Annotated in this window: 16 protein-coding genes; 13 read left to right on the top strand and 3 right to left on the bottom strand. The window is 66.4% G+C overall.

Annotated features, from left to right (window positions below; genetic code table 11):
* Positions 1-362: 362 nt before the first annotated feature.
* From pcrA to sucD, 3 genes are all read left to right on the top strand, one after another.
* Positions 363-2,888, top strand: coding sequence for a DNA helicase PcrA (pcrA, locus tag AC1DKQ_RS11365; protein WP_476885103.1), 2,526 nt, complete (start codon positions 363-365; stop codon positions 2,886-2,888).
* Between the two features lie 394 nt (positions 2,889-3,282).
* The gene (sucC, locus tag AC1DKQ_RS11360; protein WP_476885001.1) at positions 3,283-4,452 is read left to right on the top strand and encodes an ADP-forming succinate--CoA ligase subunit beta; all 1,170 of its coding nucleotides are present in this window, start codon (positions 3,283-3,285) and stop codon (positions 4,450-4,452) included.
* Positions 4,453-4,464: 12 nt separating this feature from the next.
* Positions 4,465-5,367, top strand: coding sequence for a succinate--CoA ligase subunit alpha (gene sucD, locus AC1DKQ_RS11355; protein ID WP_028275595.1), 903 nt, complete (start codon positions 4,465-4,467; stop codon positions 5,365-5,367).
* A gap of 211 nt (positions 5,368-5,578) precedes the next feature.
* Here the strand turns inward: sucD and AC1DKQ_RS11350 are convergent, their stop codons facing one another.
* The gene (locus tag AC1DKQ_RS11350; protein ID WP_476885000.1) at positions 5,579-6,061 is read right to left on the bottom strand and encodes an SRPBCC family protein; all 483 of its coding nucleotides are present in this window, start codon (positions 6,059-6,061) and stop codon (positions 5,579-5,581) included.
* Positions 6,058-6,420 (bottom strand): ArsR/SmtB family transcription factor, encoded by a 363-nt coding sequence (locus AC1DKQ_RS11345; protein WP_476884999.1) that lies wholly within the window; start codon positions 6,418-6,420, stop codon positions 6,058-6,060. The genes AC1DKQ_RS11350 and AC1DKQ_RS11345 overlap by 4 nt, the downstream gene beginning before the upstream one ends.
* 290 nt (positions 6,421-6,710) lie before the next feature.
* Here AC1DKQ_RS11345 and AC1DKQ_RS11340 point away from each other — a divergent pair, with 290 nt between their 5' ends.
* The 8 genes from AC1DKQ_RS11340 to AC1DKQ_RS11305 all read left to right on the top strand — a co-directional run bounded on the left by AC1DKQ_RS11340 (position 6,711) and on the right by AC1DKQ_RS11305 (position 15,884).
* A complete protein-coding gene (locus AC1DKQ_RS11340) occupies positions 6,711-7,115 on the top strand; it encodes a tautomerase family protein (RefSeq protein ID WP_476884998.1) in 405 nt (134 codons plus the stop codon).
* 214 nt (positions 7,116-7,329) lie between these two features.
* Complete coding sequence (gene iolC / locus AC1DKQ_RS11335) at positions 7,330-8,331, top strand: 5-dehydro-2-deoxygluconokinase (RefSeq protein ID WP_476884997.1); 1,002 nt, start codon at positions 7,330-7,332, stop codon at positions 8,329-8,331.
* A complete protein-coding gene (locus tag AC1DKQ_RS11330; RefSeq protein ID WP_476884996.1) occupies positions 8,328-9,338 on the top strand; it encodes a Cgl0159 family (beta/alpha)8-fold protein in 1,011 nt (336 codons plus the stop codon). The genes iolC and AC1DKQ_RS11330 overlap by 4 nt, the downstream gene beginning before the upstream one ends.
* A 39-nt stretch (positions 9,339-9,377) precedes the next feature.
* Entirely contained in the window at positions 9,378-11,306 is a 1,929-nt protein-coding gene (iolD, locus tag AC1DKQ_RS11325; protein ID WP_476884995.1) for a 3D-(3,5/4)-trihydroxycyclohexane-1,2-dione acylhydrolase (decyclizing), read from the top strand.
* Between the two features lie 36 nt (positions 11,307-11,342).
* A complete protein-coding gene (locus AC1DKQ_RS11320) occupies positions 11,343-12,875 on the top strand; it encodes a CoA-acylating methylmalonate-semialdehyde dehydrogenase (RefSeq protein ID WP_476884994.1) in 1,533 nt (510 codons plus the stop codon).
* 103 nt (positions 12,876-12,978) lie between these two features.
* Entirely contained in the window at positions 12,979-13,890 is a 912-nt protein-coding gene (locus AC1DKQ_RS11315; protein WP_476919037.1) for a sugar phosphate isomerase/epimerase family protein, read from the top strand.
* Between the two features lie 17 nt (positions 13,891-13,907).
* Positions 13,908-14,921 (top strand): Gfo/Idh/MocA family protein, encoded by a 1,014-nt coding sequence (locus AC1DKQ_RS11310; RefSeq protein ID WP_476884992.1) that lies wholly within the window; start codon positions 13,908-13,910, stop codon positions 14,919-14,921.
* 87 nt (positions 14,922-15,008) lie between these two features.
* Positions 15,009-15,884 carry a sugar phosphate isomerase/epimerase family protein gene (locus AC1DKQ_RS11305; RefSeq protein ID WP_476919036.1) on the top strand — a complete coding sequence of 292 codons (876 nt, stop codon included), beginning with the start codon at positions 15,009-15,011 and terminating at the stop codon, positions 15,882-15,884.
* Positions 15,885-16,013: 129 nt separating this feature from the next.
* Here AC1DKQ_RS11305 and AC1DKQ_RS11300 read toward each other — a convergent pair whose 3' ends face one another.
* Complete coding sequence (locus AC1DKQ_RS11300; RefSeq protein WP_476884990.1) at positions 16,014-16,463, bottom strand: MarR family winged helix-turn-helix transcriptional regulator; 450 nt, start codon at positions 16,461-16,463, stop codon at positions 16,014-16,016.
* Positions 16,464-16,628: 165 nt separating this feature from the next.
* On the opposite strand from AC1DKQ_RS11300, the gene AC1DKQ_RS11295 reads away from it, so the two are divergent.
* Positions 16,629-17,921 (top strand): MFS transporter, encoded by a 1,293-nt coding sequence (locus tag AC1DKQ_RS11295; protein ID WP_476919035.1) that lies wholly within the window; start codon positions 16,629-16,631, stop codon positions 17,919-17,921.
* A gap of 34 nt (positions 17,922-17,955) precedes the next feature.
* A complete protein-coding gene (locus tag AC1DKQ_RS11290) occupies positions 17,956-18,783 on the top strand; it encodes an aldo/keto reductase (protein WP_476919034.1) in 828 nt (275 codons plus the stop codon).
* The last annotated feature ends 75 nt before the right edge of the window (positions 18,784-18,858 follow it).

Raw genomic sequence — 18,858 nt, 5'->3', positions numbered from 1 at the left:
CTGAGCATATGGAGACTATGTCCACTGGGCGCGGGCAAGGGAGCGCATGCTCGCTCCGCCGCACACCCTCCATAGGACAAGCTCACTCTCTAGCGGAGTCTCCGTGGGAACTAGTGAACTGTCCGTGGGACATGCTCATTCTTAGAGGCCAGAGCTGTGCTTAAGGGGATTATGTCCACTCGGCGCGGGCTGCGGAGGGCATGCCCACTCCCTAGCTAAGTGTCCGGGGGACAGGCTCATTCCTAGCGGCCAGCGCTGGGCATACGGGGATTATGTCCTCTGGGCGCGGGCAGGGGAGGGCATGTCCACAGGGGCGGACGCGGCCGTCAGTGGCACCGCCTAGACTTGTTAACACCATGGATATGTTGTTTGACCCTTACGCCGACGGACCCTTCCAAGCTGCCTCCAGAACGGCGGCGGCCACAAAATCGTCCCTCGGAACAGGTGCGGCCGCGGTGGGTTCCGCTCCCGGCTGGGGCGCAAACAGCGCAGGCAACGGCCCGAGCAGCGATCGCCACGAGGGCGGCCACGAGGGGGACCGTCCGCGGCTCCCGAGCGCCAGCGAACTCCTGGAGGGGCTGAACCCCCAGCAGGAAGAAGCGGTCAAGCATGCCGGCAGTGCCCTGCTGATCGTGGCCGGTGCGGGCTCGGGCAAAACCCGCGTGCTCAGTAACCGGATCGCGTACCTTATCGCCACCCGTCGGGCGCACCACGGCGAGATCCTGGCCATCACCTTCACCAACAAGGCCGCGGCCGAAATGCGGGAACGGATCGAGGCACTGGTCGGCGGCCGGGCCAAGACCATGTGGATCTCCACCTTCCACTCCTCCTGCGTCCGGATCCTGCGCCGCGAGGCCAAGAATGTCGGGCTGAACTCCAACTTCTCGATCTACGACTCCGCGGACTCACTGCGCCTGATCACGCTGGTGGCCAAGAACCTGGATCTGGACCCCAAGCGCTTCGCACCCAAGGCCATCCAGCACAAGATTTCCGCGCTCAAGAACGAGCTGATCGACGCCGACAGCTACTCCTCCAGCGCCAACCACAACGATCCCTTCGAGCAGGCCGTCGCCGAGGTCTTCAAGGGGTATACCCAGCGCCTGCGCCAGGCCAACGCGATGGACTTCGATGACCTGATCGCCGAGACGGTCTACATGTTCCGGGCCTTCCCCGCGCTCGCCGACTCCTACCGGCGCCGCTTCCGGCACGTCCTCGTCGACGAATACCAGGACACCAACCACGCCCAGTACGCCCTGGTGCGCGAGATCGTCGGCGAGGGCCCCGACGCCGCCGAGCTCACCGTCGTCGGCGATTCCGACCAGTCCATCTACGCGTTCCGCGGCGCGGACATCCGCAACATCGTGGAGTTCGAGAAGGACTACCCGGACGCCCGCACCATCAAGCTCGAACAGAACTATCGCTCCACCCAGACCATCCTCAGCGCCGCCAACTCGGTGATCTCCCGCAATCCCAACCGGCCGGAGAAGCGGCTCTGGACGGCCGAGGGCGACGGCGAGAAGATCGTCGGCTACGTCGGCGAGAATGAACACGACGAGGCCCAGTTCATCGCGAAGGAGATCGACCGGCTCCAGGACGAGGGCAACCTGCGCCCCGGCGACGTCGCCATTTTCTACCGCACCAACGCCCAGTCCCGCTCGATCGAGGACGTCCTGGTCCGGGTGGGCCTGCCGTACAAGGTGGTCGGCGGCACCCGCTTCTACGAGCGCAAGGAGATCAAGGACGCCCTCGCCTACCTCCGGGTGCTGGTCAACCCGGACGACGACGTCAACCTCCGCCGCATCCTCAACGAACCCAAGCGCGGGATCGGTGACCGTGCCGAAGGGGCGGTGGCCTCCCTCGCGCAGCGGGACCGGATTTCCTTCATGGCCGCCGCGCGCCGCGCCGACGAGGCCCCCGGCATGGCGACACGCTCGGTCAACGCCGTGCTGGGCTTCGTGAAACTCCTCGATGACCTCGCCGAGGTGGCCTCCGGCTCCGGCGCTTCCGCGGCGCTGGAAGCCGTACTGGAACAGACCGGCTACCTCGCCGGGCTGCGTTCCAGCACCGACCCGCAGGACGAATCGCGGGTGGAGAACCTTGCCGAGCTGGTTGCCGTGGTCCGGGAATACGAACGCGACAACCCCGAAGGCTCGCTTGGAGCCTTCCTGGAGCAGGTATCGCTCGTGGCGGACGCGGACCAGATCCCGGACGCGCCCGGGGCCGACATCGATGCCGCCGTCGCCGAGGCCAAGCGGCTCGGCGTCGTCACACTGATGACCCTGCACACTGCCAAGGGCCTGGAATTCCCGGTCGTGTTCCTCACCGGCATGGAGCACGGACTGTTCCCGCACCAGCGCTCCGCCACCGATCCCAAGGAACTGGCCGAGGAACGCCGGCTGGCTTATGTGGGCCTGACCCGGGCCCGGAAGCGGCTGTACCTGACCCGCTCCGAGGTGCGCAGCATGTGGGGCCAGAGCCAGTACAACCCCGCGAGCCAGTTCATCGAGGAGATCCCGGCCGAGCTCGTCGAATGGAAGCGCGAAGGCGCCAGCCGCCAGAGCGGGGGCTGGGGGAGCGGCGCCGGGATCGGCTCCAGCCGGTACGGCGGATCGTTCTGGGGTGCCGGGACCGCCCGCGGCGCCGGTGCCGGCCCGTCCGCGGGCTTCAACGCCGAGGTACCCGCCGCGGTGGCCAAGAACAGGGTCCAGCCGCAGAAGGAAGTCGTCGCCGTCAGCGTGGGGGACAAGGTCAACCACACGGCCTTCGGCAACGGCACCGTGCTGGCGGTTGAGGGCGCAGGGGACAAGACGGTCGCCAAGGTGAAGTTCGACGTCGGCGAGAAGCGGCTGCTGTTGCGCTACGCGCCGCTGACCAAGCTGGACGCCTAGCTGGCCGCGCAGCTCGCCGCATAGGGGAGCTGGGAGCGGACCCGGGAGACGGGGCCGCGCCGGTACGCTACGCCGCCGGCGCCGCCTGCTTGCGCGTTCGTTACGAAAGCGCATCTGCAGCGGCCCCCTCGGCCTCCTGCACGCCGTCGGACACCCCAAAAACCGCGTAATCTAGCGGTTTTTCTACGCTCCATAGAATAGTGTCCTTACTCACATAACCGGTACTCTGGAACGGGCTGGTCCGATCGAAGGACTAGAGTTCCCAGAGGAGCATTGCGCCGTGTGGCTCGTTTCCAAGCTTGTCGCAGGGTGCGTTTATTCCGCAGCCCGGTAACCGCGAGTACGTGGGGTCCGGCTGTACAGAAACTACTTCGACGTAGAAGGACACTAAACCGTGGACCTGTTTGAATATCAGGCGCGCGATATGTTCGAGGCGCACGGTGTACCCGTGCTTGCTGGCATCGTGGCGCACACCCCTGAAGAAGCAAAGGCAGCTGCCGAGAAAATCGGCGGCGTAACTGTCGTAAAGGCGCAGGTCAAGGCCGGAGGCCGCGGCAAGGCCGGCGGCGTCAAGGTCGCGAAGACCGCTGACGACGCGTTTGAACACTCCACCAACATCCTCGGGATGGACATCAAGGGCCACACCGTTCACCGTGTGATGATCGCCCAGGGTGCAGACATCGCCGAGGAATACTACTTCTCGGTTCTCCTGGATCGGGCAAACCGCAACTACCTGGCCATGTGCTCGGTTGAAGGCGGCATGGAAATCGAGCAGCTCGCCGTTGAGCGCCCCGAGGCCCTTGCCAAGATCGCGATCGACCCGGCCGTAGGCATCGACCAGGCCAAGGCCGACGAAATCGTCGCCGCTGCGGGCTTCGCCGAGGAACTGCGCGGCAAGGTCGCCAGCGTAATCCTGAAGCTCTGGGACGTTTTCAAGAAGGAAGACGCCACCCTCGTGGAGGTCAACCCGCTGGTCCTGACCGGCGCCGGTGACATCGTTGCCCTCGACGGCAAGGTCTCCCTCGACGAGAACGCCGACTTCCGTCACCCCAAGCACGCTCACCTTGAAGACAAGGACGCGGCTGACCCCCTCGAGGCCAAGGCCAAGGCGCAGGACCTCAACTACGTCAAGCTGGACGGCGAAGTCGGCATCATCGGTAACGGTGCCGGCCTGGTCATGTCCACCCTCGACGTCGTTGCTTACGCCGGCGAGCACCACGGCAACGTCAAGCCCGCCAACTTCCTGGACATCGGCGGTGGAGCTTCTGCCGAGGTCATGGCAGCAGGCCTCGACGTCATCCTGGGCGACCCGCAGGTCAAGTCCGTCTTCGTCAACGTCTTCGGCGGCATTACCGCCTGTGACGCCGTCGCCAAGGGCATCGTCGGTGCACTGGCCGAGCTGGGCCACTCCGCGAACAAGCCGCTGGTAGTCCGCCTCGACGGCAACAACGTTGAGGAAGGCCGCCGCATCCTGGCCGAGGCCAACCACCCGCTGGTTACTCTGGCCGCCACCATGGACGAGGGCGCCGACAAGGCTGCCGAGCTCGCCAACGCAGCGAAGTAGAGGGACTCGACTATGTCTATTTATCTGAACAAGGACTCCAAGGTCATCGTCCAGGGCATCACCGGGGGCGAAGGCACCAAGCACACCGCACTGATGCTCAAGGCCGGCACCAACGTTGTTGGCGGCGTCAACGCCCGTAAGGCCGGCACCACGGTCCTGCACGGCGACGCCGAGATCACCGTTTTCGGCACCGTCAAGGAAGCCATGGCGGAAACCGGCGCTGACGTTTCCATCGTCTTCGTGCCGCCGGCATTCACCAAGGACGCCGTCGTTGAAGCCATCGAGGCCGGCATCGGCCTCGTCGTGGTCATCACCGAAGGCGTGCCGGTCCAGGACTCCGCCGAGTTCTGGGCACTGGCCCAGTCCAAGGTCGACGCCAACGGCAAGCAGGTCACCCGGATCATCGGACCGAACTGCCCCGGCATCATCACCCCGGGTGAGGCCCTCGTCGGCATCACGCCTGCGAACATCACGGGCAAGGGCCCCATCGGCCTCGTCTCCAAGTCCGGCACCCTGACTTACCAGATGATGTACGAACTGCGCGACCTCGGCTTCTCCACCGCCATCGGCATCGGCGGCGACCCCGTCATCGGCACCACCCACATCGATGCCCTCGAAGCCTTCGAAGCTGACCCGGAGACCAAGGCGATCGTCATGATCGGCGAAATCGGTGGCGACGCCGAAGAGCGTGCCGCCGACTACATCAAGGCGCACGTCACGAAGCCGGTTGTTGGCTACGTGGCTGGCTTCACCGCTCCGGAAGGCAAGACCATGGGCCACGCAGGCGCCATCGTTTCGGGTTCCGCGGGCACCGCGCAGGCCAAGAAGGAAGCCCTCGAGGCTGCCGGCGTCAAGGTCGGCAAGACGCCGTCCGAGACCGCCAAGCTCCTGCGCGAGGTCTTCGCGACCCTCTAGGTCCCAGCACCACAGAAATACAGCACCACAGCAAAACAGCAACGCGGGGTCACTTGCGGCCCATTCCACTCGGTGGCATGGGCGTGAAGTGACCCCGCGTTGCTTCTTTAAGTACGACGGCTCTAGTACGACGGCGGCAGGCCACCTTCCAGGCAAAGGTGGCCTGCCGCCGTCGTACTTTTTGGCTCTTTGAGTCCGGACCCGCGCGGTCCTAAACCTTCGCACCGCTGAGTAGCTCATCCAGCCGCTCGTAGCCCTCGGTCATGCCGCCCTCCATGCCGGACTGCGCCATGCCGTCGCGTGCCTCCTGCGTGGGGTAGACGGAATGGCCACGGATGCGGCTCCGTCCATTGCCGAGGTCCTCGAAGGTCAGGTACTCGATGCTCACCACGTCGGGGTAGCCATCGAATTCGAAGGTCTGGATGGCGAACTCGTTCTCGCGGACTGTGTGGAAGACTCCGTTGAAGCCGTAGGAGGTGCCGTCCGGGTCGAGGTGGGTGTAGCGGTAGCTGCCGCCGGTGCGGAAATCGTAGTGGTCGATGTCCATCTTCAGCCGCCGCGGACCGAGCCACTGGGCCACGAGCTCCGGGTCCTTGTGCGCCCGGAAGACCTCGGAAACGGGGAACTCGAATTCCCGCTGGTAATCGATGAAGGGCAGACCCTCGGGGACTGTCAGTGTCAGTGCGTTGCTCATGATGTGTCCTTTGCCTGTGTGCCGCCACGGGCGGCGCGGTTTTCAAGCACGGCGTCAAGGCTGCGAAATTGCCCTTCGCGGACCAGCCGGTACTGGTCGATCCAGGCGGTGAGCGCCTCCAGCCGTGCGGGGTTCAGATGCACGGGCCGGCGCTGGGCGTCACGGGTGCGCGTGACGAGCTGCGCCTGCTCGAGGACCTGGATGTGTTTCGAGACCGCCTGTTTGGTGATCGCGAAAGGCTCCGCCAGTTCGTTGACGGTGGCCGGGCCCCGGCTGAGCCGGGCAATGATGCGGCGGCGGACCGGATCGGCGAGGGCCAGGAAGGCCGCGTCGAGCTCGCCGTCGTCGCGTGTTTCCACTCGGTGTCCCACCTCCTCGTCCCATGGTCCGCCCAGCAGGATCTCTGCCCGGCCGGGTGCTGATCAACTCCTGCATAATCAACGATCTAGTTGATCAACCTCTAGGTTGTTAACGCTACTCCTGGCCGTTCGCCCGCGCAATACCCCAACGCGGGGTCACTTAGCGCCCATCCCGGGCTCCGCAATGGGCGCTAAGTGACCCCGCGTTGCTGTATGCCGGCGGGGACACCCTTGCCTGACTCCGCATTAGTTTGTTAGTATGTCAGGACAAACTACCGAAGGAGATGCGAGTGCCTCTCGTGCGAATCGACGTCAATCAGGGCCGCAGCGCGGAGCAGCTCCGCGGCCTCAGCCAGGGAATCCATGCCGCGATCGTGGCTGAATTTGGCATTCCGGAGCGGGACTACTTCCACGTGCTGACGGAACATCCCGCGGGGCAGATTGTCGCCCAGGATGCCGGGCTTGGCTTTGAGCGGACGCCGGATGTGGTGATGATCCAGATCTTCACCCAGGCCGGGCGCAGTCAGGCCACCAAGCAGTCCCTGTTTGCCGCCATTGCGGACCGGCTGGCCGCCGCGGGGGTCGCCGGCGGGGACGTTTTCATCGGTTATGTCGAGAACACTGCGGGGGACTGGTCGTTTGGTTTTGGGCAGGCGCAGTATGTCACCGGCGAACTTGGGGTCCCCGGCAGGTAGCCGCAGCGGCGCTTCTTGCGCCGTCACCACACCCGCGCGGCGGGGCCCATCGGACCCTCCGTGTCATGTTGTAAATATGTCAGTACAAACCTTTGACAGTACATGGATTCTAGGGCAAAGTAGTGGTTGTGGCCAGGCTCACGCCGGCCCCTAAGCACCGAAGCTCAGGCTGCGCAAAGGTACCGAGTTCACACCAGAAAGGTCCACGATCACCGTGACCCACGAACTGCTCACGATCGGGCGAATCAGTGTTGATATCTACCCGAACGACATCGGGGTGGATCTGGAGGATGTCACGTCCTTCGGAAAGTATCTTGGCGGATCCCCGTCCAACGTAGCGGTGGCCGCTGCCCGCCACGGCCGGCGCGCCGCCGTCATCACCCGCACCGGCGACGACGCCTTCGGCAAATATCTGCACCGCGAACTGCGCAAGTTCAATGTGGACGACTCCTTCGTCACGGCGGTCAAGGAATGGCCCACCGCGGTCACGTTCTGCGCGATCAAGCCGCCGGAAGACTTCCCGCTCTACTTCTACGGACGCTTCCCCACGGCACCGGACCTGCAGATCAAGGCCGAGGAGCTGGACCTGGACGCGATTAAGGACGCCGGAATCTTCTGGTCCACCGTCACCGGCCTGTGCCAGGAGCCCAGCCGTACCGCCCACCTCGCGGCCCACGAGGCGCGGCCCCGCACCAAGCTGAAGCCCGGCCAGTTCACCATCCTGGACCTCGATTACCGGCCGATGTTCTGGGCCTCCGAGGAAGAAGCGCGGGAGCAGGTCGCCAAGATCCTGCCGCATGTCACCGTCGCGATTGGCAACGACAAGGAATGCGCCGTCGCCGTCGGCGAGGGCACCCCGGACGAACAGGCGGACCGGCTGCTCGCGGCCGGCGTCGAAATTGCCGTCGTGAAGCTGGGCACGGAAGGGGTCATGGCCAAGACCCGCACCGAGCGGGTGGTCTCCGCCCCGGTGCCGGTGGAAACCGTCAACGGCCTCGGCGCCGGCGACTCCTTCGGCGGCGCCTTCTGCCACGGACTGCTCTCCGGCTGGCCGCTGGCCCAGGTCCTTGATTTTGCCAACGCCGCCGGCGCCCTTGTCGCCTCCCGCCTGTCCTGCGCCGATGCGATGCCGACTCCCGAGGAAGTCACCGGACTGCTCGCCGAGCGCGGCCGCCTGGTGCCGGGCACCTACGCCACCGAAGGAGCAGCACTGTGAGTGTCAATCCAGCCGCCGCCACCCTCTCGGTGAGCGATGATCCCCGCCGGTACGAGCACCTGAGCATCATCCGTCTCGAAGACCCGGAAGCGATCGCCCGTGCCGCCAAGGCCCGGCGCCGCCACCCCGGCGTCAGGGCACGCAGGCAGAACTTCATCGTCGCCGCCGACCATCCCGCCCGCGGAGCACTCGCGGTTGGCAGCGATCCCGTGGCCATGGCGGACCGCCGCCAGCTCCTGGACCGCCTGCAGATCGCCCTGGCCAACCCGGACGTGGATGGTGTTCTGGCTTCGCCGGACATCATGGACGATCTGCTCCTGCTCGGCGCGCTCGAGGGCAAGCTGCTCTTCGGCTCGATGAACCGTGGCGGCCTTGCCGGGCTGGTGAACGAATTCGATGACCGCTTTACCGGCCACACCGCGGCCGCGCTCAAGGCCCTGGGCGCTGACGGCGGCAAGATGCTCACCCGCATCTGCCTCGGTGACCCGGACACGGTGGCCACCCTGGAAGCGACCGCGAGGGCCATCGACTCCCTCGCCGAACGCAAGCTGATCGCCATGGTGGAACCGTTCCTCTCCGTCCGCGAGAACGGCAAGGCCCGCAACGACCTCTCCACCAACGCCGTCATCAAATCGGTGGCCATCGCCGAAGGCCTCGGCGCGACCAGCGCCTACACCTGGATGAAGCTGCCTGTGGTGGCCGAGATGGAACGTGTCATGGCGTCCACCACCATGCCCACGGTGCTCCTTGGCGGCGACCCGGAGGGCAGCCAGGACGACGTGTTCTCCAGCTGGCAGGCAGCACTCGCGTTGCCCGGAGTCCAGGGCCTCACCGTCGGCCGGACCCTGCTCTATCCGCAGGACGGCGACGTCGCCGGAGCCGTGGCAACCGCTGCCTCACTGCTGCACCAGACCAAATCCACCCGCACCGAATCCAGCCGCACCACAACCACGCACGCCGAGTCAGGCCGCACCGAGTCCGCCCGCACCGAAGAAGTATCGGAGTAACTTCCCATGGGAACCAGCACTGCCTCAGGAACACGCAGAATGACAGTCGCCCAGGCCGTCGTCGAATACCTGTCCAAGCAGTACACCGTCGATTCGGTTGGCGGCCAGGACTTCCGGGAACGCCTGATTCCCGGCACGTTCGGCATCTTTGGCCACGGCAACGTTGCCGGCGTCGGCCAGGCGCTAAAGCAGTACCAGCAGCTCGATCCGGCCATCATGCCGTACTACCAGGGCCGCAACGAACAGGCCCAGTCCCACCAGGCGGTCGGCTTCGCCCGGCACACCCGGCGCCGCCAGACGTTCGCGATCAGCACCTCGATCGGCCCGGGGTCCTCGAACCTGCTCACCGGCGCGGCGCTGGCAACCACCAACCGGCTGCCGGTCCTGCTGCTGCCGAGCGACACATTCGCCACCCGCGCCGCCGACCCCGTGCTGCAGCAGCTCGAACAGCCCTACGCCTACGACATCACCGTCAACGACGCCTTCCGGCCGCTGTCGAAGTTCTTCGACCGCGTCTCGAGGCCCGAGCAACTGTTCTCCGCGTTCCACCACGGACTCCGCGTCCTCACCGACCCGGCCGAGACAGGCGCGGTCACGATCTCGCTGCCGCAGGACGTCCAGGCCGAAGCCTTCGACGTGCCCGAGGAGTTCCTTGCCGAACGCGAATGGCGGATTCGCCGCCCGGAGGCCGACGACGAGGACATCCGCCGCGCCGCCGACGCGATCCGGGCCGCCAAGCGCCCGCTGATCATCGCCGGCGGCGGCGTGCTCTACGCCTACGCCAACGAGGAACTCGCCAAGTTCGCCGAGCTGACCGGCATCCCGGTGGGCAACACCCAGGCCGGCGTCGGCGTCCTGCCTTGGGACCACAAGTTCTCCCTCGGCGCGATCGGCTCCACCGGCACGACGGCGGCGAACGCCTTCGCCGCCGAAGCGGACCTGATCATCGGCATCGGCACCCGCTACGAGGACTTCACCACCGCGTCCCGGACGGCGTTCCAGAACCCGAGAGTGTTGTTCATCAACATCAACGTCGCCGCGATCGACGCCTACAAGCACGGCACCTCGCTGCCGATCGTCGCGGATGCCCGCAAGGCCCTGGTGAAGCTGAACCAGGCCCTCGGCGGCTACCGCATCGGCGCGGACCTCGAGCAGCAGATCGCGAACGAGAAGAAGCGCTGGGACGCCACGGTGGACGAAGCCTTCGACACCCGCTTCACGCCGCTGCCGGCGCAGAACGAGATCATCGGCGCCACAAACCGGGCCATGGACGCCCAGGACGTCGTCATCTGTGCCGCCGGCTCGCTCCCCGGGGACCTGCACAAGATGTGGCGCGTCCGGGACCCGTTCGGCTACCACGTCGAATACGCCTACTCCTGCATGGGCTACGAGATCCCGGGCGGCCTCGGCGTCAAGCGCGCGGCCCTGGCCGAAGCCGCCAAGGGCGGGGCGCAGCGCGACGTCGTGGTCATGGTGGGCGACGGCTCCTACCTGATGATGCACACCGAACTCGTCACCGCCGTCGCCGAGCGGATCAAGCTGATCGTGGTCCTGATCCAGAACCACGGCTACGCCTCGATCGGCTCGCTCTCCGAATCCCTCGGCTCCCAGCGCTTCGGCACCCAGTACCGGGCCCTGGACGAGGAGCACCACAGCTTCGACGACGGCGACCGGCTTCCGGTGGACCTGGCCCTGAACGCCGAAAGCCTCGGCGTGAAGGTGATCCGGATCGAACCGGGGGAGAAGGTCATCGCGGAGCTCGAGCAGGCTATCCGCGACGCCAAGGCTGCCCCCGAACGCGGCGGCCCCATCGTCATCCACGTCGAATCCGACCCGCTGCTGGATGCCCCCAGCTCCGAGTCGTGGTGGGACGTTCCGGTCTCCCAGGTCTCCGAGCTCGACTCCACGAAACAGGCCTTCCAGACCTACACCGACCACAAGGCCCGCCAGCGCAAGCTGCTCGGCTGAACCCCCTCGAACTTCAATCACTCAAGGAAGAGTCCCATGACTGCCACCACTGACCAGACCACCCAGACCCAGAGCACCAAAACCATCCAGCACTTCATCAACGGCGCGGAAACCGCCGGCGTGGGCACCCGCACCCAGCCCGTCTACAACCCCGCCACCGGCGCTGTCTCGGGCGAGCTGCGGCTGGCCAACCGCGAGGATCTGGACGCGACCGTCGCCGCCGCCCGCGCCGCCGCCGATTCCTGGGGCGACATCTCCCTGGCCAAGCGCACCGCCGTGCTGTTCAAGTTCCGTGAGCTCGTCGCCTCCCACGTGGACGAACTCGCCGAACTGATCACCGCCGAGCACGGCAAGGTCCTCTCCGACGCCAAGGGCGAGATCGGCCGCGGCCTGGAGGTCATCGAGTTCGCCTGCGGCATCCCGCAGCTGCTCAAGGGCGACTACTCGGACCAGGTCTCCACCGGCATCGACGTCTTCTCCTTCCGCGAGCCGCTCGGCGTCGTCGCCGGCATCACCCCGTTCAACTTCCCGGTCATGGTGCCCCTGTGGATGGCCCCGATGGCGATCGCCACCGGCAACGCCTTCATCCTCAAGCCCTCCGAACGCGACCCCTCCGCCTCCATGCTGCTCGCCAAGCTGTGGAAGGACGCGGGCCTGCCCGACGGCGTCTTCCAGGTCCTGCACGGCGACAAGGGAACCGTCGACGGCCTGCTGACCCACCCGGACGTGGACGGCATCTCCTTCGTCGGCTCCACCCCGATCGCCCGCTACGTGCACGAGACCGCCACCGCCCACGGCAAGCGCGTCCAGGCCCTGGGAGGGGCGAAGAACCACGCGATCATCCTGCCCGACGCCGATCTCGACAACGCCGCCGACCACCTCGCCGCCGCGGCCTTCGGCTCCGCCGGCGAGCGCTGCATGGCCATCTCCGTCGCCGTCGCCGTCGGCGAAGCTGCAGACCTGCTGGTCAAGAAGGTCGAAGAGCGCGCCCTGGCCGTCAAGGTCAAGAACGGCACCGAACCGGACGCGGACATGGGACCCGTCATCACCCCGGCGTCCAAGGAACGGATCGTGAAGATCGTCACCGAAGCCGAAACCGCCGGTGCCGCCATGGTGGTGGACGGCCGCGACCTCGTGGTCCCCGGCCACGAGGACGGCTTCTGGGTCGGCCCCACGGTCCTTGACCATGTCAAGACCGAAATGACCGCCTACACCGAGGAAATCTTCGGACCCGTCCTGGTCGTGGTCCGGGTGGAGGACCTCGATGCCGGCATCGCGCTGATCAACTCCAACCCTTACGGCAACGGCACCGCGATCTTCACCTCTTCCGGCGCCGCGGCCCGGAAGTTCCAGCGCTCCGTCACCGTGGGCATGATCGGCATCAACGTCCCGCTGCCGGTGCCCGTGGCCTACCACTCCTTCGGCGGCTGGAAGGCCTCGCTGTTCGGCGACAAGCACATCTACGGCCCCGAAGGCGTCTCCTTCTACACCCGAGGCAAGGTGGTCACCTCCCGCTGGCCCGAACCGACCCACGCCTCCGGCGCCTCCTACAACTTCCCGTCCAACTGACTGCGCAACTGACGCCTCGACCAACCACGATCGACTGCTCCGTAACCGTCGTTTTGAGCGTCCAAAACGGCACCTGTGGAGCAACCGATGAGAAGGAATCGACATGACTGAGAACAAGCTGATCATCGGCACCGCGCCGGACTCCTGGGGTGTCTGGTTCCCGGATGACCCCCAGCAGACACCGTGGGAGCGGTTCCTCGACGAGGTGGCCGAATCCGGCTACAAATGGATCGAACTGGGCCCCTACGGCTACCTCCCCACCGATCCGGCACGCCTCGCCGAAGAGCTCAAACAGCGCGACCTCAAGATCTCGGCCGGCACCGTTTTCACCGCCTTCCACCGCGGCCTGGATCAGTGGGACACAGCGTGGGAACCGGCCCGCAAGGTCGCCGAACTCACCGCCGCGATGGGCGGGGAACACATGGTGGTCATCCCGGCGATGTGGCGCGACGACGTCACCGGGGAAGCCGTGGAAAGCGGGACACTCAGCGACAAGGCCTGGAGCGACCTCTTCGCCGGCCACAACCGGCTGGGCAAGACGCTCCTGGAGGACTTTGGCCTGAAGCAACAGTTCCACTCGCACGCCGATTCCCACGTCGGCGCGCAGAAGGACATTGAAACCCTTCTCGCCGCCACGGACGCCAAGTACCTCAACCTCTGCCTGGATACCGGCCACGCCGAATACTGCGGAGCCTCCAGTCTCGACCTGATCAAGAACTACCCGGACCGGATCGGCTACCTGCACCTGAAGCAGATCAACCCGGACATCCTCAAAAAGGTCAACGCGGAAAACATGACCTGGGCCGCCGCCAACCTGGCCGGCGTCATGACCGAACCGCCGAACGGCCTGCCGGACCTGCGCGCCGTCATCGAAGCCGTGGAGGCGCTGAACCGGCCGATCTTTGGCATTGTGGAACAGGACATGTACCCCGTGGCCTTCGACGTCCCGATGCCGATCGCCAAGCGCACCCGCAATTACCTGCTCTCCTGCGGCTCCCGCACGGCCGTCAACTAGAACCGAAGGAAACCACCATGACAAAGATCCTCCGCGTGGCCGTCATCGGCGCCGGCCGTATGGGCGCAGACCACATCCAGCGGCTCAACACCCGCATCCACGGCGCTGAAGTCGCCGCCGTCGTCGACGTCGACCTCGCCCGGGCGCAGGCCGCCATCGAAGGCATTCCCGGCGCCGTCGCCCTCGCAGATGCCGGGGAAGCCCTCAACAACGGCGACGTCAACGCCGTACTGATCGCCACCCCCGGTTTCCTGCACGAGGACATCCTGCTCAAGGCAATCGCCCAGGACATCCCGATCCTGTGCGAGAAGCCGCTCACCCCGGATGCCGAGTCCTCCTGGAAGATGGTCGAGGCAGAGCAGAAGCTGGGCCACAAGCGCATCCAGGTCGGCTTCATGCGCCGCTTCGACGCCGAATACGCCGCCCTGGGCAAGATCATCCGCGACTCCGAACTCGGCGAGCTGCTCATGCTGCACCACCAGCACCGGAACCCCACCACCCCGGCGGGCTTCACCAACGAGATGCTGATCAACGACTCCGTGGTGCACGAATTCGACGCCATCCGCTACTTCACCGGCGAGGAAATCACGTCCGTCCAGGTCCGCCTCGGCAAGGCCACGCGGAACGCGCCGGCCGGGCAGCACGACCCGCAGCACGTGCTGATCGAGACCGAGTCCGGCGTCCTGGCCGACGTCGAGATCTACGTCAACGCGAAGTTCGGCTACGAGGTGGCCACCCAGGCCTCCTTCGAGGACGGCATCGTCAGCATCGGCGGGGACAAAGGCCCCTACACCCGCAGCAACGGCCGCTGGGGCGGCGAGGTCACCCCCGGCTTCGAGGAGCGCTTCGGTGCAGCGTACGACGTCGAGATCCAGTCCTGGGTGGACGCCGCCCTGCGCGATGAGATCGGCGGCCCCACCGCCTGGGACGGCTACGCCACGGCCGCATGCTGCGAGGCAGGCGTCGAGGCGCAGAAGAACGGCGAAAAGGTCGCCGTGAAGCTCAACGCCAAGCCCGCGCTCTACCGCTAGGAACCCTGCCGGCCGGCCTGCTTCTCCTGCAAAGAACGAAGCGCCGGCCGGCTGCACGCCCGCCAGATCCACCATGGAGTGCTCAACGTGAAAATCGCCCTTGACCCCACCCCGTTCCACCACAGCCACGGACTCCTGGAGTTTCCGCGCGTGGTGGCCGACCTCGGCTACAAGTACATGCAGCTGACCCCGCACGCCGATTTCATCCCGTTCTACAACCATCCGAAGGCCGACGACGAGCTCGTGGGCCAGCTCAAGGCGGCCTGCAAGGACGCGGACATAGAAATCGCCTCGGTGCTGCCGGTGCTGCGCTGGTCGGGGCCGGATGAGGACGCACGGGAGGCCGCTGTCCGCTACTGGAAGCGCGCCATCCAGATCACGGTGGACCTGGGCGTGAGCACCATGAACACCGAGTTCAGCGGCCGGCCGGAAAAGGCCGAGGAATCCGAGCGGGCCTTCTACCGCTCCATGGAGGAACTGCTCCCCATCATCGAGCGGGAGGGGATCGACCTGCTGATCGACCCGCACCCGGACGACTTCGTCGAGGAGGGCCTGGCAGCGATCCGGGTGATCCGCGGGCTGAACTCGAAGAACGTGGGCCTGGTCTACGTGGCCTCGCACAGCTTCCACATGAAGAACGCGCCGCTGGAGATCATGCGGGCCGCCGGCGACAAGCTGCGCCTGGTCCACGTCGCCGACACCATGGACCACCACGCCTCACACGGGCTCCGGTACATCACCAACCCGCCCGGGAACCCCGTCCGGGTGCACCAGCACCTGAAGATCGGCGACGGCGACGTCAACTGGGACGAGTTCTTCGGCGGCCTGCAGGAGATCGGCTTCCTGGACCGTGACGACACGGTGATGGTGTCCAGCGTCTTCGCCGAGGACGACAACGCCGCCGAAGTTTCCCGGTATCAGCTGGAGACCATGAAGGAGCGCGTCGAGAAGGCGAGCCGTTGACGTTTCCGATCGAACGGAAGAAAGCCCCGCCCCGGCACTACCCAACTGTGCCAGCTGGTTGGGCGCCGCTGGGCGGGGCTTTTCTGCGTTTCGCGCGCTAGACCATGGTGGCGCTGCTGCGTTCTCGCGCTAGACCGGGGCGTGCAGGCGGGGGAGGGCGTCAACCAGCGGCGCCAGTTCCGGCACCTCCTGGGCCTCGGCCAGCGCCCGCTCCAGCGTGGCGTCGTGGACCGGCCTGCTCTGCTCGAGCAGCGTGATGCCGCTGGGGGTGAGCTCGGTGTAAATTCCGCGGCGGTCATCCGCGCACAGGATCCGAGTCAGGAGGCCGCGGTCTTCGAGCCGGTTGACCAGGCGCGTGGTGGCGCTCGCGCTCAACGCGGTGGCGCGGGCCAGCTGCTGCATCCGCATGTGCCAGCCGTCCTGCCGGCTCAGCGCGTCCAGCACGGTGTACTCCACCACGGAGAGCTGCGCCTCGCCCTGCAGGGACCGCTCCAGCTCGGACTCGATCAGCCCGTGCAGGGCCGCCAGGGTCCGCCAGCCTTGCGCGCGGACCTCGACGGCGTCGTCCTTGATGCCCATCAGGTGTTTCCCTTCAACTCGCGTGCCCGGCGGGGGTGCTGCAGGACACATCAAATAATAGTTGCTTGCGCGCTATATCTGCTTGTGCAACAATAAATAACGCGTCTGCAACTACTAGCCTACGCGCCATATCTCTTTCCGTACAGCTTTGTAAGGAGCACCTCCATGCCTGTTGGCCTGATAGCCCTCGCCCTCGGCGGGTTCGGCATCGGACTCACCGAGTTCGTCATCATGGGCCTGCTGCCGCAAGTGGCCGCAGACTTCCACGTCACCGAGGCCACCGCGGGCTGGCTCATCTCCGGCTACGCGCTCGCCGTCGTGGTCGGGGCGCTGGGCCTCACGGCGGCCGTGACGCGCTTCGAACGCAAGCCGGTGCTGGCCGTGCTGATGGTGCTCTTCATCGCGGGCAACCTCGTCTCGGCGCTCGCGCCCGATTATTCGATGATGATGACCGGCCGCATCATTGCCGCGCTGGCCCACGGCGCGTTCTTCGGCATCGGCGCGGTGGTGGCCGCCAGCATGGTGGCGCCCACCAAGAAGGCCGGCGCGATTGCCATCATGTTCACCGGCCTGACCGCCGCGAACGTGCTCGGTGTCCCGTTCGGCACCATGCTGGGACAGGCCGCGGGCTGGCGCTCCACGTTCTGGGCGATCACGGTCATTGGCGTCCTGGCACTGGCCGGCATTCTCGCCCTGGTGCCGAAAACGGGAGCAGGCGAGATCGCAGCTGGTTCTGCCCCTGGTTCTGCCGCAAATTCGGGCGGCCTGCGCGGCGAGCTCCGGGCCTTCCGGTCCGGGCAGGTCTGGCTCTCCATCCTTGTCACCATCCTCGGCTACGGCGGCATGTTCGGCGCCTTCACCTACATTGCCTTCACCCTTACCGAGGTCACAGGCTTCTCCGCCACCACGGTCCCGTGGCTGCTGATCCTCTTCGGCCTCGGGCTCTTCATCGGCAACACCGTGGGCGGCAAGGCGGCCGACAAGAATGTGGACCGCACCCTCGTGGTAGTGCTCGCCATCCTGGTGGTGGTGCTCGTGGTCTTCGCCCTGACCGCCGGCAACCAGCCGGTGACCATCGCCTCCATGGTGTTGCTGGGCGGGTTCGGCTTCGCCACGGTTCCGGGGTTGCAGATGCGCGTCATGAAGTACGCCAGCAGCGCCCCCACCCTGGCCTCCGGCGCCAACATCGGCGCCTTCAACGTCGGCAATGCCCTGGGTGCCTGGATGGGCGGCGTCACCATCACCGCCGGCCTCGGCTACACCTCGCCCATCTGGGCCGGCGCCGGAATCACCCTGCTGGGCCTGGCGGTGATGGCGTTCGCGGCAGCCGCTGCAAAGAAGCACGACGCCGACCTGCCGGGAACCGGCGGATCAACTGTTCCCGCCGTTCCCGCCGTTGCCGTGGCGGAAACCAGCACAGACCTTCCCGTCACCGAGGCGGCAGCCGTTGCCCGCTGACCGGCCGACTACAACAACAACACCAGGAAACACCATGAACTCAATCCCGAATATCGTCCTCAACAACGGGGTGCGGATGCCACAGTTGGGCTTCGGCGTCTTTCAAATTCCCGACGCCGAGACCACCGAGGCCGTAGCCGCGGCGCTCGCGGCCGGCTACCGGAGCATCGACACAGCTGCCATCTACGGAAACGAAACCGGAACTGGCCGCGCGCTCGCCGAATCCGGCATCGCCCGGGAGGACCTTTTCATCACGTCCAAGCTCTGGATCGACGACCTCGGCTACGAGCCGGCCCTTGCCGCCTTCGACGCGAGCCTGGCCAAGCTGGGTCTCGACTACCTGGATCTTTACCTGATCCACTGGCCCGCGCCGGCGTCGGACCGGTATGCCGACTCCTGGCTGGCCCTTGAGAAACTCCTTGCCGACGGCCGGGTCAGGGCCATCGGCGTCTCCAATTTCGAGCCGGGGCACCTGCAGCGGCTCATCGACCTGGGCGGAACGGTGCCGGCCATCAACCAGGTGGAGCTGCACCCGGCCCTGCAGCAGCACGACGTGACGGTGTTCAACGCGGCGCAAGGCATTGCGACGGAGGCCTGGAGCCCGCTGGCCCAGGGTGCCCTGCTGGCAGATCCGGCCATCAGGGAGATCGCCGCCCGGCACGGCAGAACCCCGGCGCAAATCATTCTGCGCTGGCACCTGCAGCAGGGAAGGATCGTCATCCCGAAATCAGTGACACCGGCCAGGATCCGGGAAAACCTGGAGGTGTTCGACTTTGACTTGACCGAGGCCGAACTGGCCGCCGTGAATGTCCTTGAGCGGAACGGGCGCACCGGACCAGACCCGGCCACGTTTAACGGCTAACCGTCCGTGCCTGTACGGCCCAGCAGACCTGCGGCAGGCCCAGCGGGCGCAGCGGCAGCCGGCCCAGCGAACTCG

It is taken from the genome of Arthrobacter sp. 05L421, from assembly GCF_056397785.1.
This window is presented reverse-complemented; position numbering and strand designations above follow the sequence as displayed.